The sequence below is a fragment of the Vibrio qingdaonensis genome, assembly GCF_026191675.1.
Classification (GTDB): Bacteria; Pseudomonadota; Gammaproteobacteria; order Enterobacterales; family Vibrionaceae; genus Vibrio; species Vibrio qingdaonensis.
Map to the genome: position 1 here is coordinate 55,356 of NZ_JAKRRY010000018.1, position 17,531 is coordinate 72,886.

At 44.7% G+C, this 17,531-nt stretch carries 13 protein-coding genes; 12 read left to right on the plus strand and 1 reads right to left on the minus strand.

Going from position 1 to position 17,531, the window contains the following annotated elements:
- The first annotated feature begins 4 nt into the window (after positions 1–4).
- The 9 genes from MD535_RS14050 to MD535_RS14090 all read left to right on the plus strand — a co-directional run bounded on the left by MD535_RS14050 (position 5) and on the right by MD535_RS14090 (position 11,361).
- A complete protein-coding gene (locus tag MD535_RS14050; protein ID WP_265675654.1) occupies positions 5–2,206 on the plus strand; it encodes a GumC family protein in 2,202 nt (733 codons plus the stop codon).
- A complete protein-coding gene (locus tag MD535_RS14055) occupies positions 2,206–3,417 on the plus strand; it encodes a lipopolysaccharide biosynthesis protein (RefSeq protein WP_265675655.1) in 1,212 nt (403 codons plus the stop codon). The genes MD535_RS14050 and MD535_RS14055 overlap by 1 nt, the downstream gene beginning before the upstream one ends.
- Positions 3,414–4,790, plus strand: coding sequence for a capsular biosynthesis protein (locus MD535_RS14060; protein ID WP_265675656.1), 1,377 nt, complete (start codon positions 3,414–3,416; stop codon positions 4,788–4,790). The genes MD535_RS14055 and MD535_RS14060 overlap by 4 nt, the downstream gene beginning before the upstream one ends.
- Entirely contained in the window at positions 4,787–5,785 is a 999-nt protein-coding gene (locus tag MD535_RS14065; protein WP_265675657.1) for a glycosyltransferase, read from the plus strand. The genes MD535_RS14060 and MD535_RS14065 overlap by 4 nt, the downstream gene beginning before the upstream one ends.
- Entirely contained in the window at positions 5,782–6,993 is a 1,212-nt protein-coding gene (locus MD535_RS14070) for a glycosyltransferase family 4 protein (protein ID WP_265675658.1), read from the plus strand. The genes MD535_RS14065 and MD535_RS14070 overlap by 4 nt, the downstream gene beginning before the upstream one ends.
- Complete coding sequence (locus MD535_RS14075; RefSeq protein WP_265675659.1) at positions 6,990–8,096, plus strand: glycosyltransferase family 4 protein; 1,107 nt, start codon at positions 6,990–6,992, stop codon at positions 8,094–8,096. Before MD535_RS14070 ends, MD535_RS14075 begins: the two co-directional genes overlap by 4 nt.
- A complete protein-coding gene (locus tag MD535_RS14080; protein WP_265675660.1) occupies positions 8,089–8,517 on the plus strand; it encodes a hypothetical protein in 429 nt (142 codons plus the stop codon). Before MD535_RS14075 ends, MD535_RS14080 begins: the two co-directional genes overlap by 8 nt.
- 20 nt (positions 8,518–8,537) lie before the next feature.
- Positions 8,538–9,971, plus strand: coding sequence for a DUF4832 domain-containing protein (locus MD535_RS14085; protein WP_265675661.1), 1,434 nt, complete (start codon positions 8,538–8,540; stop codon positions 9,969–9,971).
- Between the two features lie 136 nt (positions 9,972–10,107).
- Positions 10,108–11,361 carry a DEAD/DEAH box helicase gene (locus MD535_RS14090; RefSeq protein WP_265675662.1) on the plus strand — a complete coding sequence of 418 codons (1,254 nt, stop codon included), beginning with the start codon at positions 10,108–10,110 and terminating at the stop codon, positions 11,359–11,361.
- Between the two features lie 110 nt (positions 11,362–11,471).
- Here MD535_RS14090 and MD535_RS14095 read toward each other — a convergent pair whose 3' ends face one another.
- Positions 11,472–12,731, minus strand: coding sequence for an adenylosuccinate synthase (locus MD535_RS14095; RefSeq protein WP_265675663.1), 1,260 nt, complete (start codon positions 12,729–12,731; stop codon positions 11,472–11,474).
- 155 nt (positions 12,732–12,886) lie between these two features.
- Between MD535_RS14095 and MD535_RS14100 the strand changes: the two genes are divergently transcribed.
- The 3 genes from MD535_RS14100 to MD535_RS14110 all read left to right on the plus strand — a co-directional run bounded on the left by MD535_RS14100 (position 12,887) and on the right by MD535_RS14110 (position 17,497).
- Entirely contained in the window at positions 12,887–13,750 is an 864-nt protein-coding gene (locus MD535_RS14100; RefSeq protein WP_265675664.1) for a LysR family transcriptional regulator, read from the plus strand.
- Positions 13,751–13,952: 202 nt separating this feature from the next.
- Positions 13,953–15,716, plus strand: coding sequence for an ABC transporter ATP-binding protein (locus MD535_RS14105; protein ID WP_265675665.1), 1,764 nt, complete (start codon positions 13,953–13,955; stop codon positions 15,714–15,716).
- On the plus strand, positions 15,710–17,497 hold the full coding sequence (locus MD535_RS14110; protein WP_265675666.1) for an ABC transporter ATP-binding protein: 1,788 nt from the start codon (positions 15,710–15,712) through the stop codon (positions 17,495–17,497). Before MD535_RS14105 ends, MD535_RS14110 begins: the two co-directional genes overlap by 7 nt.
- The last annotated feature ends 34 nt before the right edge of the window (positions 17,498–17,531 follow it).

Genomic DNA, 17,531 nt, shown 5'->3' on the forward strand with positions numbered 1-17,531 from the left:
ATTAATGGTAGAACGTGGTCAACCCCTAGAAAGCAACGTTAACTTTGCGCCGTTTCTAACCGCGCTGAAAACTCATGGGCTTAAGTTAATACTGATTACAGCAGTAGTCACAGGGTTAAGTCTGCCAGTGATTTGGTCGATGACGGCTAAATACGTATCAACAGCGACGGTGTTGATCAAAGCGCAGGTAGATAATGCCTCACCGATCGAGCCTATCGAAAATTACGACTCTGCTCGCTCTCAGTACTATGAAACGCAGTTTAACCTTATGCAATCCAGAGTCGTGTTGGTCAAAGCGGTCGAAGCGCTAGAGTTGCAACAAAATGAACAGTTTAATGGGTCAACACTAGCGAATAACGGCGATTGGATATTGCCTAGAGAGCAGCGCATTAGTCATGCGGTGAAAGAGCTGCAGCGTCATTTGACGTTTACTTCAGTGCGTTTAACTCAATTGGTTTATGTGTCTTATGAATCGGCGGATGCACAACAAGCTTCAATGCTCGCGAATGGGGTGGCACAAGCGTTTATTGACTATACGGTAGAACAAAAAATAGCAAAGACCCAGCAAGCTAAGCTTTGGAATCAGCAACAGCTTAATGTATTGAAACAGCAAATTCGTCAGCAAAAGCAAGAAATAGATGCATTCTTACAAAGCGAAGGCCTACTAACTTTCCGTGGTGTCGATGGCTTTGAAACAGAAGAACTCGGTATTATTACCAATAAATTGGCAGATGCCAAAGAGAGGCGTTTAGCTGCGCAAGCCAATTACGAGTTAGTGAATAAATATATGAAAGGTAACACGGCTGATCTCACGTCGCTGCCGGATTTTTCTTCTCACCCTCAGCTACAAGATCTGAGAATTGCACTGATACAAGCAAAAAGAAAATTGTCTGATCTCAATCGACGATACGGACCGAAATACATCAAGGTTCTTGAAGCTAACGCTGAAATTGAGGTGATTCAGAAACAAACCGTACAGTTGCTTGATGAGTTAAAGCTAGGGCTTCAACAAAAATATCAAGCTGATCTCATAAAAGAAAATCACTATAAAGCCTTACTGGCGCTGCATAAAAAGGACTTTTTTGCACTTGCTGACAAGCGTGAGCAATATGATGGTTTGATGGCCGATCTTAATCAAAAGCAATCGTTGTATGAGCAATTGTATTTACGTACGACTGAGCATGAGCTTAATACGACGTATAGGGAGCAAGACGCACAAATTTATGACCCAGCGGTGATCAGCGAGCGTCCAGCCAAGCCCAATAAACCGTTATTGGTCGTGATGATAAGCATTATGACAATGATAATTGGTGCTCTGATTGTCATCATTCGAGCTGCGACCAAGCAAACAATAACAACACTGGCAGAATTGAAAGCAAAGCTAGGCTTGGTTCCACTAACAGATATGCCCACATTTACGAGTGAGCCGATGTCGGCATGGGCGCTAAGTAAGCAAATTCGTGCTAATCAATATGCGAAGGAGATTGGAAATGGTGCGTATACGGCCTTGTCTTTAGCTCATCCAAATAGTCAATGCATTGGCGTCGTATCGTCGTATCGTCAAGAAGGGGTCACGACGACGGCATTGTTGTTAGCTTCTGCGGTGAGTGAAGTGAAGCCAACCTTATTGCTTGATTTGGATTATCGTCGAGAAAGAGAGTTCGCTAGGGATCTTATAGCGGACAGTCATAACGCGCCCGTTAAGTTTAACGACAAAGAACCAGTGGCCGGATTTAGTCAATTAGTGTTGAGTCACTCGAACTCGATGCAAAGAGATGCAAAAAACCGCTCTTCATCACTCGATATCGATCAGATTGTTATGCCAATATCGCCGGGGCTGTCTTACCTTGCTCCGGGTGATCTGGATGAATCGCCATTAACTTTTTTTGCTCGTTTAGAGTGTGAGTCAGTATTGTTGTCACTTTGTCAGCGATTCGAGACTGTCGTAATCAAACTCCCTGCGTTGAATGATAGCAAGGATGCACAGCTTCTCTTACGTTTCTTAGACAGCCTAGTGGTCGTGGTTAAATCTGAGCAACATACCGCCAATGATATAAGACAACAACTGAATAAGCTGTCGCCGTTGTTAAACAAACCTGCTTTCGGTGTACTTAATCAAGTGAGTGACGACTTGGTTGTTGGTGAAGAGTCTCTGCGTTTTATTGCTCAGGGTAGTGTGGATATACTTAAGCATGAGGCGTCTTAGTGAGTTTGCTTAAAAGCATTTCAACTATTGCGACATCATCGATCCTATCTCAGTTAATTGGGGCAGGTTCGATATGGTTGATATCGCACTGGTATGGGATGTCGGAAGTGGGCTCATACGCGCTAACGTACAGTATTGCCTTAATAGGCGCGCAAGTTTGTACATTAGCATCGCAGCTACTCTTACCAAAACAACAACCTCATGCGCTAGGGCAGAATGTATCATTTTGCTTGCTGTTTAGTGTTTGTACTTCGTTCGTGTACTCCCTTGGCATTGCATGGTTTTTCGACCGTCCAATTCTTCAAATACTGATGTTAACGTTGGCGCACGCATGGGTTTTGATCTCTGAGAACCTACTGCTTAGAGAAGAGAAAATGAAGTCACTCGCCTTACAAAGAACGTCGATCTCGATGTTAGTGTTGCTACTCATTTTTGTCAGCGAAGACTTAACGACATTCTACTGGGCTTGGGGGGCATCATTGTTAGTCTACATGCTGCTATGTATTGCTTATTTGCTGCCAAAGAATGCGATCAATAGGAAGCAGTTCTCGCTGTCGTCGTTGTCATTGTTTATACGTAAGCACCAACATCATATCGCCAAAGTTGGGAGTGCTGAAGTTTTGGCAATGGTGAATAACAATTTACCAGTAATTCTCATTAACGTGTGGTTTAGCCCTGTTGTAGCCGGCTATTACGCTGTCGTTAGCCGATTTTGCTTGGCACCTATTGTGATTGTGGGTAATGCAGTTAGAAATTCTATTTTTTCCAGTTGGTCCGTCGACTTTCGTCATAATCAATTTAATTACGCTGAATTTGCCAAGGTGCGCCGATTACTCTTTGCATTGGGGACGATAGCAGTGCTCGGTGTCTTCATTTTCTACCCTGTGGTTATGCAACTTGGCTTTAGTGCTGAGTGGGTCGCGTCAGTGCCAACGTCTCGCTATATGTTGCCGTACTTGTTTATGGCGCTAGCAGTATGCCCATTGACGGTACTTGAATTGGTCTATGGGTCGCCAACGTATTTCCTTCGTATTCAATGTGAACAACTTGCAGTGGTGTTATTGGCTTTTGGTGCGCTTCCTTATTTTGTTAGTGATTATGCGTATTCGGTTATTGCTTTTGCAGTGCTATCTTCGATGCGATACCTGTTTATTTATTTCAAAGTAAATAAAACGGCAGTGAAACTTCGTCACACGATGGAGGTTACTTGAAGGTCAATAATGGGCGGTTCTTACAGGGTTACACCTTCGTTACATTAGTCGTTTGTGGGCTTGTGCAGTATTTAACAGGGGTAGGGGCCGTACTTTGGCTGCCGTTCGTTGCTGCCTTTGCAATGCTGTTGCTGCTATTGATGCAAACTAACTATGAGGCGGCTAAGTTAGATAATACAGAAACGGTACTCGCCGTATTGCTGGTTGGTGCTTATACGTTAATCTTAGCGTCGACAGTACTACAAAATGGGCTAACCGTGACCATTGTCGGTTGGAAAAATGAACTCGCACTGTCGCTTATTTTTCTGTGTTTACTGTTGGGATTTATCCGTGAATCTCAGCTCTACCGCGCCGTTCAAGTGTTGTATGGGATTTTCTATCTACAGTTTCCGGTTATCTTGTATCAGATTTTAGTTGTCGTTCCGCAGCGTGTGGCTGTTAAAGGTGAATTCGAAAAATGGGACTCTGTCGTCGGGACGTTCGGCGGCGATCCTATGGGGGGCGGAAACACGGCTGCGTTAGGGCTGTTCTGCTTACTTGTCATGCTCCTGAAGTTATCTGAATTTAGACACGGTGTAATCAGCCGACTTAACATGATCCTGCATATTGTCGCCGCGTTTATTTTGTGTGTCCTTGGCGAAGTAAAGTTCGTCATTTTACTCGCTCCTATACTTTTAATCTTTGTTTGGCTATGCCCCAGTTATGTTTATGGTGTTAAGCAAAAGGATATTAAGAAAGTGCTTCTTATGGTTGGGGCTATGGGGTTGTTGGTTGTGTTGGCGATAGTTGTCCTTGCCGCTTCGTATGCGACAGCTTTTGATACCGACCCTGACCACAGCGCACTAAAAGTGTTTTGGGACTCGTTAGAATACATATATGACTCAAATTATGTGTTACCAACGGGAGAACTAGGGCGGATGACCACGCTATTTTTTTGGTTGGAAAATAGTCAGCTGTATGGATGGTCCAACGTGTGGTTTGGCTATGGATTAAATGCTACCAATCACGGCAGCTCAGTCGCTCCCGGTTTCTTAAATCAAATATTTAATGTGCTTCTGGATTCTACATCGTTAAGTATGATGCTGTGGGAGTTCGGTATCGTAGGGCTAGTGCTATTTTTATGCCCCATTTTATTAGCAATAAAGGTGTCGATACCCAAGGAAACACTGATTCGAGAGCAGTTATCGACGCAAGATATCCAGCTACTTTCCTGGCAACCGGCGTTTATTGCCTTTGGTTTTGCCAGTTTATTAAGCTTGCCTTACAGCCAAATTTTAATGTTAGTGCCTATGTTGCAGTTCCTCTTCTATTTTTCACTTGGCGCGAGCCTAGTTATCCGCAAGTCTGTTATTCAATCGGGAGCAAGATTATGAGCTCTTTGCCTAGTATTACCGTGATTATCAAAACACTCAATGAACAAGATGGCATTGCCGCAACGATTAAAAGCGTTCAACGCCAACTTGAGAATTATCAATACCACGTCATTGTTGCTGATAGCTTATCCAATGATGACACGCAAAAAATCGCGTTGGAAAACGGTGCTAAAGTTGTGACGTTAATCAACGCGAATGATCGTTGTTGCGGTGTAGGGCATCAACTCGGTTATTTATATAGCGAGGGTGACTACTTACTGTTATTGGATGGCGATATGCGTTTGCAGGACGGGTTCATCGATGCGGCGATAGCATTTCTGGAAACAGAGCCGAGTTACGCTGGGGTCGCGGGAACGGTTGAAATGGATGAAGCGACGAGTTACGAATTTAAATCTCGTCAGCAAAGGCACCACAAAATCTATCCTATTGGTGATTGCAGTCATCTAGCTGGCGGTGGGGTGTATCGAGCGAGCGCCGTGAATGATATCGGTTATCTTACGCATCGTACATTGCATGCCTATGAAGAGGCGGAGCTTGGCATGAGGCTCCAGTGTGCGGGTTATAAATTGCGCCGTTTGGATACGCCGTTTTTTCACCATACCTCTTATGATATGCCGACGCTAATGCTATTGCGCTACCGATGGAAGCGTGGTTATTTGTTTGCCTCAGGCGAATTACTAAAGAGTGCGTTTGGAAAAGCGTATTTTCGACAAGCTGTGAGTGTGGTTCGCAATGAGCTGATCTTTGCTTGCTATCTTGCTTGGTTAATTTTGGTTTTATTGGTGGGCAACGGTTCAGTGTTGGTTATTAGCCTTTTGCCACTGATGTTGTTCTTTGCAATGAAAGTATTTAAAAACCGCTCGATAAAGGATGGGGCGCTGAGTGTTGTTAATTTGACCGTCTTCTCAGCGGGATTGGTCAATGGCTTGTTATCCCCTATCAAAGATCCGAACCAAGCGCCGCAACATAAAGTGCTAGAGCGAGAAGCGTCATGAAAGTGTTAGTGGTGAATAAGTTTTTTTTCTTAAAAGGAGGCGCGGAAACGGTCTTTTTTCAAGAAAGAGACATGTTGATAGAGCGAGGGTTTTCGGTTATCGATTTTTCAATGATTCACAATGACAATTTAGCGTCTGACTACAGCGCTAGTTTTGTCGATAATGTGGATTATCACGCCAACGCGAGTTTATTCGGCGCGTTGAAAACCGCAGTGCGGTTTGTGCATAACACCGAAGCGTGTGAAAAGCTTTCGGAATTGATTGCCACTGAACAGCCCGATATCGTCCATTTTCACAACATTTATCATCAACTGACGCCTTCAATCATTAAGATCGCTAAACAAGCTGGGTGTAAAACGGTACTCACGGCTCATGATACTAAAATCGCTTGTCCTAGCTATACCATGTATAGAGATGGACATACCTGTGAAGCGTGTTTACAAGGCAGTGTGTTTAACGCGTTAAAGTATCGATGCCAGCAAGGGTCATGGTTTAAAAGTGGTTTACTTGTTGCAGAAGCCTTGTATCAATCGCTCGTTAAAAACTATCAATGCCTAGATGTAATCGTGTCACCTAGCCAGTTTTTAGCCAATATTATTCGCCGTAAGCTCCCCAATAGTAGAATTGAGGTCATTGTGAATGGCATTGATGAGAATGTTAATCAGCAAGATGTCGCTGATCATCGATATTTCTTGTATTTAGGGCGATTAAGTCAGGAAAAAGGCGTCGCAACAATGGTTGCAGCTTACGAGCAGTCTAACCAATCGATCCCATTAAAAATCGCGGGAACTGGGCCGCTTGCTGACGCCTTGTCTGGTAGGAAGAACAAGGTTGAGTGGCTTGGCTTTAAAACGGGTGAGGCGTTGCATTTGCTCATTAAACAAGCCAGTGCTGTCATTGTTCCTTCTGAATGTTATGAAAACTGCTCGATGTCGGTTCTTGAAGCAATGGCGTATGGTAAGCCTATTATTGGCGCCAATATCGGTGGCATCCCTGAACAAGTTCGAGATGGAAAGGAAGGGCGTTTATTTGAAGCAGGTAATGTCCATGCTCTTGCCTGTGTGATGGATGAATTTGCGATACGTCCGGAGCTGACAAAGTACTACGGTGAACAAGCAAGGCAACGGTTAGAGACGCATTATTCATTGAGCTCTCATCATCGACAGTTGGTCGATTTGTACCAACGTTTATTGGGTGAACAATCATGAAAGTAACCGTATTAGGGACACGTGGCATTCCGGATGTATTAGGGGGCGTCGAAACACATTGCCAGCACCTTTATCCTCTTATTGTTGAACAAGGATTTGAGGTAGAGGTTATCGCACGCTCGCCTTATGTCTCTTACAAAGCCGCGAGTTATAAGGGGGTTAAGACCAAAGCATTGTGGGCACCTAAAAAAACCTCATTGGAGGCTATTGTTCATTCCACTATTGCGGCAGCTTCTACCTTAACTGATGGCTCGAATGTGGTACATGTTCATGCGATAGGTCCAGGGTTAGTCGTGCCATTGCTACGTCTAATGGGGAAGAAAGTGGTATTCACCCACCATGGCCCTGATTATCAGCGTGAAAAATGGGGGAGGTTAGCAAAGATTGTTTTGAAGCTTGGTGAACGTTTAGCTGTTAAATATGCCAACGAAGTCATTGTTATATCAGAAGTGATTAATGATCTTATTAAGCAATCTTATCAACGAGATGATGCAAAACTCATTTATAATGGCGTTAACTCTGCCAAAGCTCTGCCATCGGATGTCGTACAATCTACATTAGAGCGCTATCAGTTATCTGCTCGAGGCTATATGGTCGCAGTAGGTCGTTTTGTAGAAGAAAAAGGCTTTCATGATCTTATACAGGCATACAAAAAATCCAAGCTTGATATGCCTCTCGTATTGATAGGGGATACTGATCATGAAAGTGATTACAGTCACGCATTAAAACAGGCCGCGAAGGAGACACCTGGTGTGATCCTGACAGGCTTTCTAAAGGGAGAGGCGCTACAAGTGGTCTTTTCTCAAGCTAAGTTATTCGTCATGCCTTCTTATCATGAAGGTTTGCCTATTGCACTGCTGGAGGCGATGTCGTATTCCTTACCTGTGGTGGTGAGTGATATTGCACCAAATTGTGCGGTTGAACTTGGATCTGATTGCTACTTTTCCGTTAAAAATATCGATGAATTATCGCAGGCAATTCAGCAAAGGTGTGTGATGCCGCGACAAGATTACCAACACTTTTTAGCGCGATATGACTGGCATAAAATCGCTCATCAAACGGTGGGTGTTTACAACAAAACGTTGGGAATTGAGCGTGACTAATCATCTTAATAAAAGTAGTGACTCGGATGAGCCTGATAAGAGCCGGGCAGTGACTCAATTTTACCGAGTTTTACAGCAAGAAACGCAACAAAGCTTAAGCGAAGAGCAAAAGCAAGCCATTGAAAAAGCGGTGAATCAAGTTGGTTTGGTCGCAAAGCATTCGGTTGATATTCGCAAAAGCTTTCCTTGGTTCGGTAAGCGCTACTATGTGGTGGTGCTGAGTGGGCGAGATCGCCGTGCGGCGGCCCGTCAAGGCGAGTCGAAATGGATAGTCTACGCAACGACAGCATTGATCACCACGTTTGTTCTTGCGGGTGGGGTGCTCGTGTTGCTGGCATTGTATTTATTAAAGTCTGCGCTGGGTATTGACTTGTTCGAGAACTTTTCACTAGGAATCTGGGATTGGTTTCAATCATTGTAAGGATTGAGTGGGAGCGTTAAATGACAGGAAATAAACAAGGTCAATGGTCCGCTAAGCGGTGGTTAGGTTTATTATCATTATTGTACCCCGTTACTTTCCAAGCTTACGCTGTCGATGAGCTCGAGAAAGTCACATCGATCGTGGGACTTAACACGCCCGTCACCAATCCGGGTATGGGGGTTGAAACTTTCCACGATGGGTGGGGCACCGTCTTAACGCTAGAGCAATACCCTGTGTCAGGAATGGGATACTACCGGTATTATTGGAGTGAACTCGAGCCACGCGAAGGTGAATACAATTTTACTCTCATTGATGACTTGCTGGAAAATAACACGAAGCAATCACGGCGAGTCGCGTTGCGCTTTATGGCTCTAGATGAACCGTTTTCAGGTACAAAAATCCCACAATGGCTTATCAAAAAAGGTGTTGCAGGGCAGTGGGTTGAAAATGGCAAAACCTTTGTGGCTAATCTTGACGATCCAATATATATCGCCTACGTCGAAAAGTTACTCAGCGCTTTTGGAGAGCGTTACGATAATGACTCACGGCTTGCTCAGGTTGATATTGGCATCGTGGGCTCCTGGGGCGAGTGGCATAACAGCAACTTTCCTGAACTGGAGCCACTGCATAGTAAGTATTCATATCAGCAGTTAAATAAGTACGTCGATCTGCATTTTTCAGCGTTTCCAACTACTGAAAAATTAATGCTGATAAGCGGAGGTTCCTCTCTCGCATACGCGATTGAAAAAGGTTCAGGGTGGCGTGCCGATTGTTGGGGCGATTGGCATAATTTTTCCCCGACTTGGAGTCATATGAACGATGACTACCCGTATCGTATTCAGCAAGTAAAACAGCAGACGCCGTTATTTGATACCGCTTGGCAGCGTAAGCCTGTTAGTTTTGAAGTGTGTGGGGACATGCATGGCTGGTGGGCTACGCAACAATACACCCGAAATCAAGTGACAGCGTCACTCGATTGGGCAATTAGCCAGCATGCGAGTAGCCTAAATTTGAAATCGACACCCATTCCTGAGCAGTACCGCGATTTATTAGATAAGGCACTGCTAAAAATTGGCTATCGCTTTCGAGTTGATACGATTCGTCATTCTAGTTCCGTGTCGGCGGGGCAAGAGTTCGCACTGGAAACTCATATTTTTAACGATGGTGTGGCACCAACCTATCAACCTTATTATGCGTATTATCGATTAGTTAATAGCAGTGATGAGGTGGTGTCTGTTGTAGAAGACACGACAAGCACTGAGACTTGGCTTCCAGGGTTATATCAATCCACAGTGAACATGGTGTTGCCTAAAGGGATAAAGGTAGGTCATTATTTTGTCGAAATGGCTGTGAGCGAAAGCCGTGATAGTCAGCCTTTGAATCTCGCCAACGTGGGACAGCAACCGGATGGATGGTATCGCTTAAGCGAAGTCGTTGTTAAAGCATCACAGTGAGAATGACGATAGAAGTCGTCGCTATATAGCGACGGTATGTCGACAAAATAGGGATTTTTTCTGATTTTATTAACGGCTACGGGCGGAAATAGACTAATATACCCGGCTATTATTTTAGCCTGAGCCCTTTACATCAATGAGCACTATCACAACCCCAGCCAACTTTACTGAACTTGGCCTTATTCCACCGCTATTAGCCCGACTAACTGAGCTGGAATACCAACAGCCAACACCCATTCAGGCGCAAGCGATACCAAGTGTTTTAGCTGGACGTGATCTCATTGCTGGGGCCAATACCGGTTCAGGTAAAACGGCGACCTTTGCTTTACCGCTATTGCAGCAATTGCACGAAGAAAAGCCGTCGATGAGCAAAACTGCGAAAGGCAATTATGTCTCGGGCCTTATACTCGTCCCAACTCGTGAACTGGCTAAACAAGTTGCGGACACGATTCGCTCTTATGCCGTGTACTTTAATGGCGCGATCAAAACCGTTGCCGTGTTTGGTGGGGTGTCGGCCAACACGCAAATGCTTTCGCTGCGCGGTGGCACAGATATTCTTGTCGCAACCCCAGGTCGACTACTGGATCTCATTTCAAGCAACGCGATTAAACTCGATAAGGTCAAAACGCTAGTGCTTGATGAAGCTGACCGAATGCTAAGCCTTGGTTTTACCGATGAACTCACAAAATTGTTGGCGCTCGTACCACAGAGTAAGCAAACCTTATTGTTCTCAGCAACGTTCCCTGAACAAGTTCAGACTTTAACTCAAGGCTTGTTGAACAACCCAGTTGAAATCCAATTGCAAAGTGCCGATGCCAGCACTTTAGTACAACGCGTATTCTCTGTGAACAGAGGTGAGAAAACAGCGGTTCTTGCGCACTTGATTCAACAGAACCAGTGGCGACAAGCCCTCATATTTGTCAATGCTAAAAACGCCTGTAATCACCTTGCTGAAAAGCTATCGAAACGCGGCATTACCGCAGAGGTATTTCATGGTGACAAAGGTCAGGGCGCTCGTAGCCGAGTACTTGAAGCCTTTAAAGCAGGTGAGATTGAAGTACTCATTGCCACCGATATCGCCGCGCGTGGTTTAGATATTGAAAAATTACCCGTAGTGATCAACTTTGATTTGCCAAGAAGCCCGGCAGACTACATGCACCGTATTGGTCGAAGCGGTCGAGCTGGAGAAGTGGGTCTAGCATTGTCACTGATTGATTACGAAGATTACCATCACTTCAAAATTATTGAGAAAAAGAACAAAATTCGTCTAGAACGGGAAGAAGTCGCTGGCTTTGAAGTTGAAGAGGAGTTTAAAGAAGAATACCTTCAGTTAAACAAACCAATGGCCAAGCCTGCTGGCACTGGCAAGAAAAAGAACAAGCGTAGCTAGTTTGGTAAATAGGTGACTGGCGAGTAAACGTCATTTCGCTTAAATCATGCTTATTGAACGAATAAACCCGGCGATATCGCCGGGTTTATTCGTTTCTATACGGGTGGAGTCTAATCTCGAATGATCATCTGCTCACGCTCAGGACCAACAGATACCATACGAACGGGTACACCCATCAGTTCTTCAATACGAGTGACATAGTCTTGAGCACCTTTAGGTAAGCTCTCGAAAGTACGGCAGCCTGTAATGTCCTGTTCCCAACCCTGCATATTTTCATAGACAGGTTTAAGCGCAGCAGTTTGAGGCCAAATTGGGTTCTCCGTATGTTCACCGTCATACGCGACACAAATTTTTAAATCCTTAAGGCCAGTCAAGCAGTCGATTTTGGTTAGTGCAATTTCCGTTGCCGCTTGGAGTTCCACGCCATTTTTGGTGGCGACAGCGTCAAAGAATCCCATGTCGCGAGGGCGACCAGTAGTAGCACCGTATTCATTCGCGCATTCGCGGAAGTTGTCTTGCTCTTCCATTGCAGTCACCAGCGTACCCGTGCCGACTGAAGAGCTAAAGGCTTTGGCTACCGCAATAACTCGCTCTGGTCGTAGTGCAGGTAATCCACTGCCAATACCAGCATAAGCGGCAGTCACATTGGAGGACGTCGTCCAAGGGTACTCACCATAAACCAAATCGCGACCAGCCCCTAATTGAGCTTCAAAAAGTAAGTTTGCGTCTTTGGCTTGCAGCGCTTTTAGTGGCTCTGTTACGTTGCAGATAAATGGACGCCAAGATTTCGTCACTTCTAGCAACCATTCCGTGATTTCTTTTGCGCTTTGAGAGTAGTCACAGTTAGGGTAAAGCGCTTTAAGTTGAGGCATTTTCCAGTCGAGCATAAATTGCAGGCGCTGTTCAAGGACGTCTGGTTGCTTCAACCAACCAACAAGAATGCCTTTTTTCATAACTCGGTCACCATAGGCTGGCGCAATACCTTGCCGAGTGGATCCGTAAGCCGCATCACCTAAGCGTTGTTCCTCTAGCGTATCTTCAAGCGCGTGAAGAGGAAGACAAAGTGTCGCGCGATCTGAAATGCACAGATTAACGTTCACACCTGCCGATTCTACTTCGGCGATTTCTTCGCTAAGCGCGGCTGGGCTGATCACCATGCCAGGGCCGAGTACAGCGGTGCAATTAGGATTAAAAATGCCGCTTGGAAGTTGGTGTAATTTGAACGTACCAAAATCATTGACGACGGTATGACCTGCATTGTTACCGCCTTGAAAGCGAATACTTGCAGACGCATTTGCTGCTAAAAAGTCAACGATACGGCCTTTACCTTCATCACCCCAGTTAGCACCCACAACAACAATAGACGACATAATACTTCTCCTAATTGATTAGGGAATCAGCTTAATCTTGTAGAGTGAATAAGAAAAATTAATTATAATTATTAGCTTGATAAGAAACTCATATGGGGAGAGTTCGTTTCCTCAAACTAAATCTGTGTCCAAACGGCACGCAATGGAAGCGGAACATGTTAGATATTCATTGGCTCAAAACGTTTGTGGTACTCGCTGAATACCAGCATTTCGGTAAAGCTGCGAATGCATTGCACATGACCCAGCCCAATGTAAGCTTGCACCTGAAGCAGCTTGAACAGACGACGGGCGTAAAATTGTTGGATAGAAACCCTTTTCATTTAACACAGGCAGGCCAGCGATTGTTGGAAAGTAGCAAAAAGACACTTCAGGAATTGCAGGTCTGCCAAGCCGATCTCACAGCGCTTAATGACTTAAATCGCGGCACCATTACGATTGCAGCGAGTGATATTATTTCTAGGATGCTACTGATAGAAGCGTTTAAGCTGTTTAAAGAGGCCTATCCTGGAATGGATCTGGTTCTCCTTAATACGACGTCTTCACAGGCTTCAGCGCGCGTTAAAAGCGCGGAGGCAGACTTAGGATTTGTTATCTCTCAGAAGCAAACTCAACCCTTACATTTTGTCGAGCTTCAACAAGTAAAATGGGTCGCTTTTGGTCATGGTTTTGAACAACACATTAAAGACCAGAGCGAGCTCACGCTTATTCTTCTTGGGCATGATACACGAACGCGAGATCTGATTGATGAAGCGCTGCCAAAATTAAATTTGTCAAACTATCGAGTGATGGAGGTGGGGAGCGTAGACGCACAAATTGATTGGGCTGAAGCGGGGTTTGGTGTGGCGATTGTCCCAGAATTTGCTTTATCAACGAAGCGTAATACGCAAACCACAGTGACACCTTTACCAGACTTTCCCACAACCAGTCTGGGGTATATTGTTCGGCAAAATCAAATTTTGTCCAAAGCGATCAAGCAGCTCTTACAATGGGTTGGATACGACAGTGTAGTGGATAAATAGAACCTAAATATTGTTTGTATAGTGATGGTTGATTAATAAAATACGTCGATAGGGTTCGCTATTTTTATGGAATATGTCAATAATACACGAGATGCTTAAGTGCCGTTTTCGTTTTCCAAACGATTCATCATGACTCTAGGTGTTGGTTAGCAAGCTCAGGCAATTTCTCTTCATAACAGCGCACATGATTAAATAAGCTTACATGACTAAAAGACAGTTTATCGCGCACTATGTGCGTATGAATCGCAAGTCGTACACGCTCGCGATTATTTTCATTTTTCTCGTTAATTGGCTTCAAGTTGAAATCCCGCGCTACATTCAGTTGGCGATCGACCTTATTGATGATGCGAGTAATGTTGGGCACCAGCAACTTCAGACTTATGTTGGCGTCGTGGTTGGCATGTCGGTGGCGATGGTGTTGGTTCGTATTTTATCCAGAATGTATGCGTTAAACCCAGGGAGGGTGACGGAAGCGGCGCTTAAAAATACGTTGTTGGAGAAGTTGAATCGCCTACCGAATAGCTATCACGAAAAGTTTGCGTCAGGACGGCTCATTTCGATCATTAACAATGACGTGATGGGTATTCGACTCTTATTTGGCATCGGTTTCTTGCAATTTTTTAATACCATGTTCGCGTTGTCACTCACTCCTGTCTACATGTGGCGGATCTCGCCAGAGTTAACATTGTATTCCATTCTTCCTATTTCCATCGCGTTTGTGATTTTCCGTGTCGGTTTCATCCGTATGAAAGCACTCCATATGGAGCATATGAATCGGCTACAAAACTTGTCGGCGCAACTGATGAGCTATTTATCGGGCGTTGATTTAATTAAAAGCCAGCAGATGTCTGGTTGGGTATCGGCAGAAATGGAGAAGCTCAACCAACAATTACTGCGTTGCCGCTTGCGCATTACGCGTATTCAAGTTTTCTTCATGCCAGTGTTGGATTACGCGAATGACTTGATGAAGATCCTCATTCTTGGTTTAGGTGGCTACATGCTGATGAATCAAGCATTGACGCTGGGTGAGATAACCGCATTTTTGACCTACTCCGTGCTACTAGCGATGCCATTAATGCAACTCGGACGAATCGCAACAGTGTATCAGCGGGGGATTGTGGGGATTCAAAGTGCACAAACTATTCTGAATGCGGAAGTGCCAGCTAATGATCAATCCGAGCTTTCCGCTACGGACGTTGAATCACTGAAAGGACAAACCTTTTCTGTTCGAAATCTTAGCTTTCAGTATCAAGGAGAAACCCGCAGGGTGCTTGATGACATCAGTTTTGATATTCCAGCAGGTAAAAAAGTGGGGATTTTGGGCGGTATTGGCGCAGGGAAAACAACATTAGTGAATTGCTTGAATCACCATCTCGATGTACCCAAAAGTACGGTTTTTCTCGGCGACAAAGATGTGACTGGCATCTCCCGCAGCGATTTAAGGCGTTATGTTAAAACGGTCACTCAAGACCCGTACTTATTTTCAGCAACTGTTGAAGAAAACATTCGTTTTGGCAGTCCGCACGCCGATGTGGCAAAGCAGCAAGTAGATGAAGTTTTGGAGTTGAGTCAGCTAGCGTCAGATGTTGCGCGCCTTGAAAACGGCGATCAAACGTTAGTAGGTGAGAAGGGAATTATGCTTTCCGGTGGTCAAAAGCAGAGGCTGAGCATTGCTCGCGCGCTGCTTGAACCTGCCGATCTTATTATTATGGATAACGTGCTTTCAGCGGTGGATTATGAAACCGAGAGAAAAATTTTGGACGCATTGTTTCAACGCTTAGCGCATCAATCTGTATTAGTGGTCTCTCATCGAGTGAATGCGTTGGAATACATGGACGAAATTATTGTACTCAATGAAGGAAAAATTATCGCTAAAGGTGACCACATAACGCTGTTGGCGACCTGTCCCTATTACAAGGAAACCTGGCTATTGCAGCAACATGAAGCGGAGACCTCAGTATGTTAAAAGGGGTGGACATAAAGTATTTAAAGCACTTTTTTAAGTTTGCTAAGAAATACAAAAAGACCGCGATGATTGGAATCGCAATGCTTCCGCTCTCGGTCATGACGAGTTTGTTGTTCCCATGGCTTATTATTCAAGTGATTGATGTACAGCTGAGTCAAAATGATCTTAGTGGCTTATTGCAATATGTGGCTTATCTCGTCATTGTGCTAATTGCGAGTTACGTCGTGGATACGACGTATTCGTATAACCTTCGGAAAACGGGCCAGCATACGATTACCGACATGCGCTCGGTATTATTTGAACGAGTACTTAAGCTTCCACGCCGCTATTTCGATACCACGCCTGCGGGTGTCACTCTCTCCCGTCTCACTAGTGACTTAGAGACCATCGGAGAAACATTCGTTCAGTCTGTTGTCGGGCTGGTAAAAGACTCGATCAATACCATCGCATTGCTCGTGATGATGCTTTTCATTGATTGGAGGCTGACGTTAATTGTATTGGTGGTGATGCCACCTGTGATGTATCTGACGGTGCGAGTGAGAAACAAGTTACGTGCGATGCATAAAATCACGCGCTCAGCGCTGGCGAGAGGGATTGGGTTTTTGCAAGAAGTGCTGTTCGGCATGGATACGGTTCAGATGTATCGTGCGGAAAAGCAGGTGGAAAAAAAATATCATGGCCATATTGATGAATTCTTAGTGGCTCAAAAGAAAATCAACAAGTATGACGCCATCTTGTTTTCTTTTATCTCTGGAGTAACGTCCATTACCATTGCGTTGATGATTTGGTACGGTTCTGAGCAAGTATTGCAAGGTACGCTGACATTAGGCGTGCTGATTGCGTTTATTAACACGTTAGAGAAAGTGTTTGTGCCAATTCGCGATTTCACTTCTCAAATTGCGTCGATTCAAAGCTCGTTCGCGGCATTTGATCATATTGAAGAGCTTTTTACGGAGCGAACGGAAGAGGAGGGGCGGAATTTACTTCCCGGTCATAAGGTTGAGAAGCCGTTGCAAACGTTCCGTCGTTTAGAATTTAACAACGTCAGTTTTCGCTATAAACCAGACTCGCCGTACGTGTTGAAAAATGTATCGTTTGTGTTGGAAAAAGGACACCAGATTGCGCTAGTGGGGGCAACGGGTTCGGGTAAATCAACGATCATGCGCTTGATATCGAAAACCTATCAAGATTATGAAGGCAGCATCTTATTAAATGGTATTGAATTATCGAAGATTTCTGCAGATGACACTGCGCATCTTTTTTCAATGATGATGCAAGATGTCCATTTATTTGAAGAGAGTATTCAGTTTAACATTGCGTTGGGCAAAACCGGTATTTGTCGTGAGCAAGTAGAGCAGGCCGCACAATATGTCTATGCCGACAAGTTTATCGCACAACTTCCCAATAGCTATGATTTTATGCTCGACAAAAACGGTTCAAATCTGTCGGTAGGACAAACTCAGTTGGTCTCGTTCGCACGCGCGATTGCGCAAGGCGGGCAGGTGATGATGTTAGATGAAGCGACCAGCTCGGTAGACTCGATTACGGAAGATCTCATCCAAAAAGCGATGCAACGTTTGTTTAAAGAAAAGACGGTTATCGCCATCGCGCACCGTTTAAGTACTATCAGACATTCGGACAAGATTCTGGTGTTAGAGCAGGGGCAGATTGCTGAGCAAGGTAATCATCGTGAGTTGGTGGCTCTTAATGGCATCTACGCAGGTTTATTGAATGAATCGATTGTGGTCCCCCAAGAATCTGAGTGCCTAATCGTTCGTTAGCATTGATGTTGGAGTTTAAGATAAAACAGCGAGA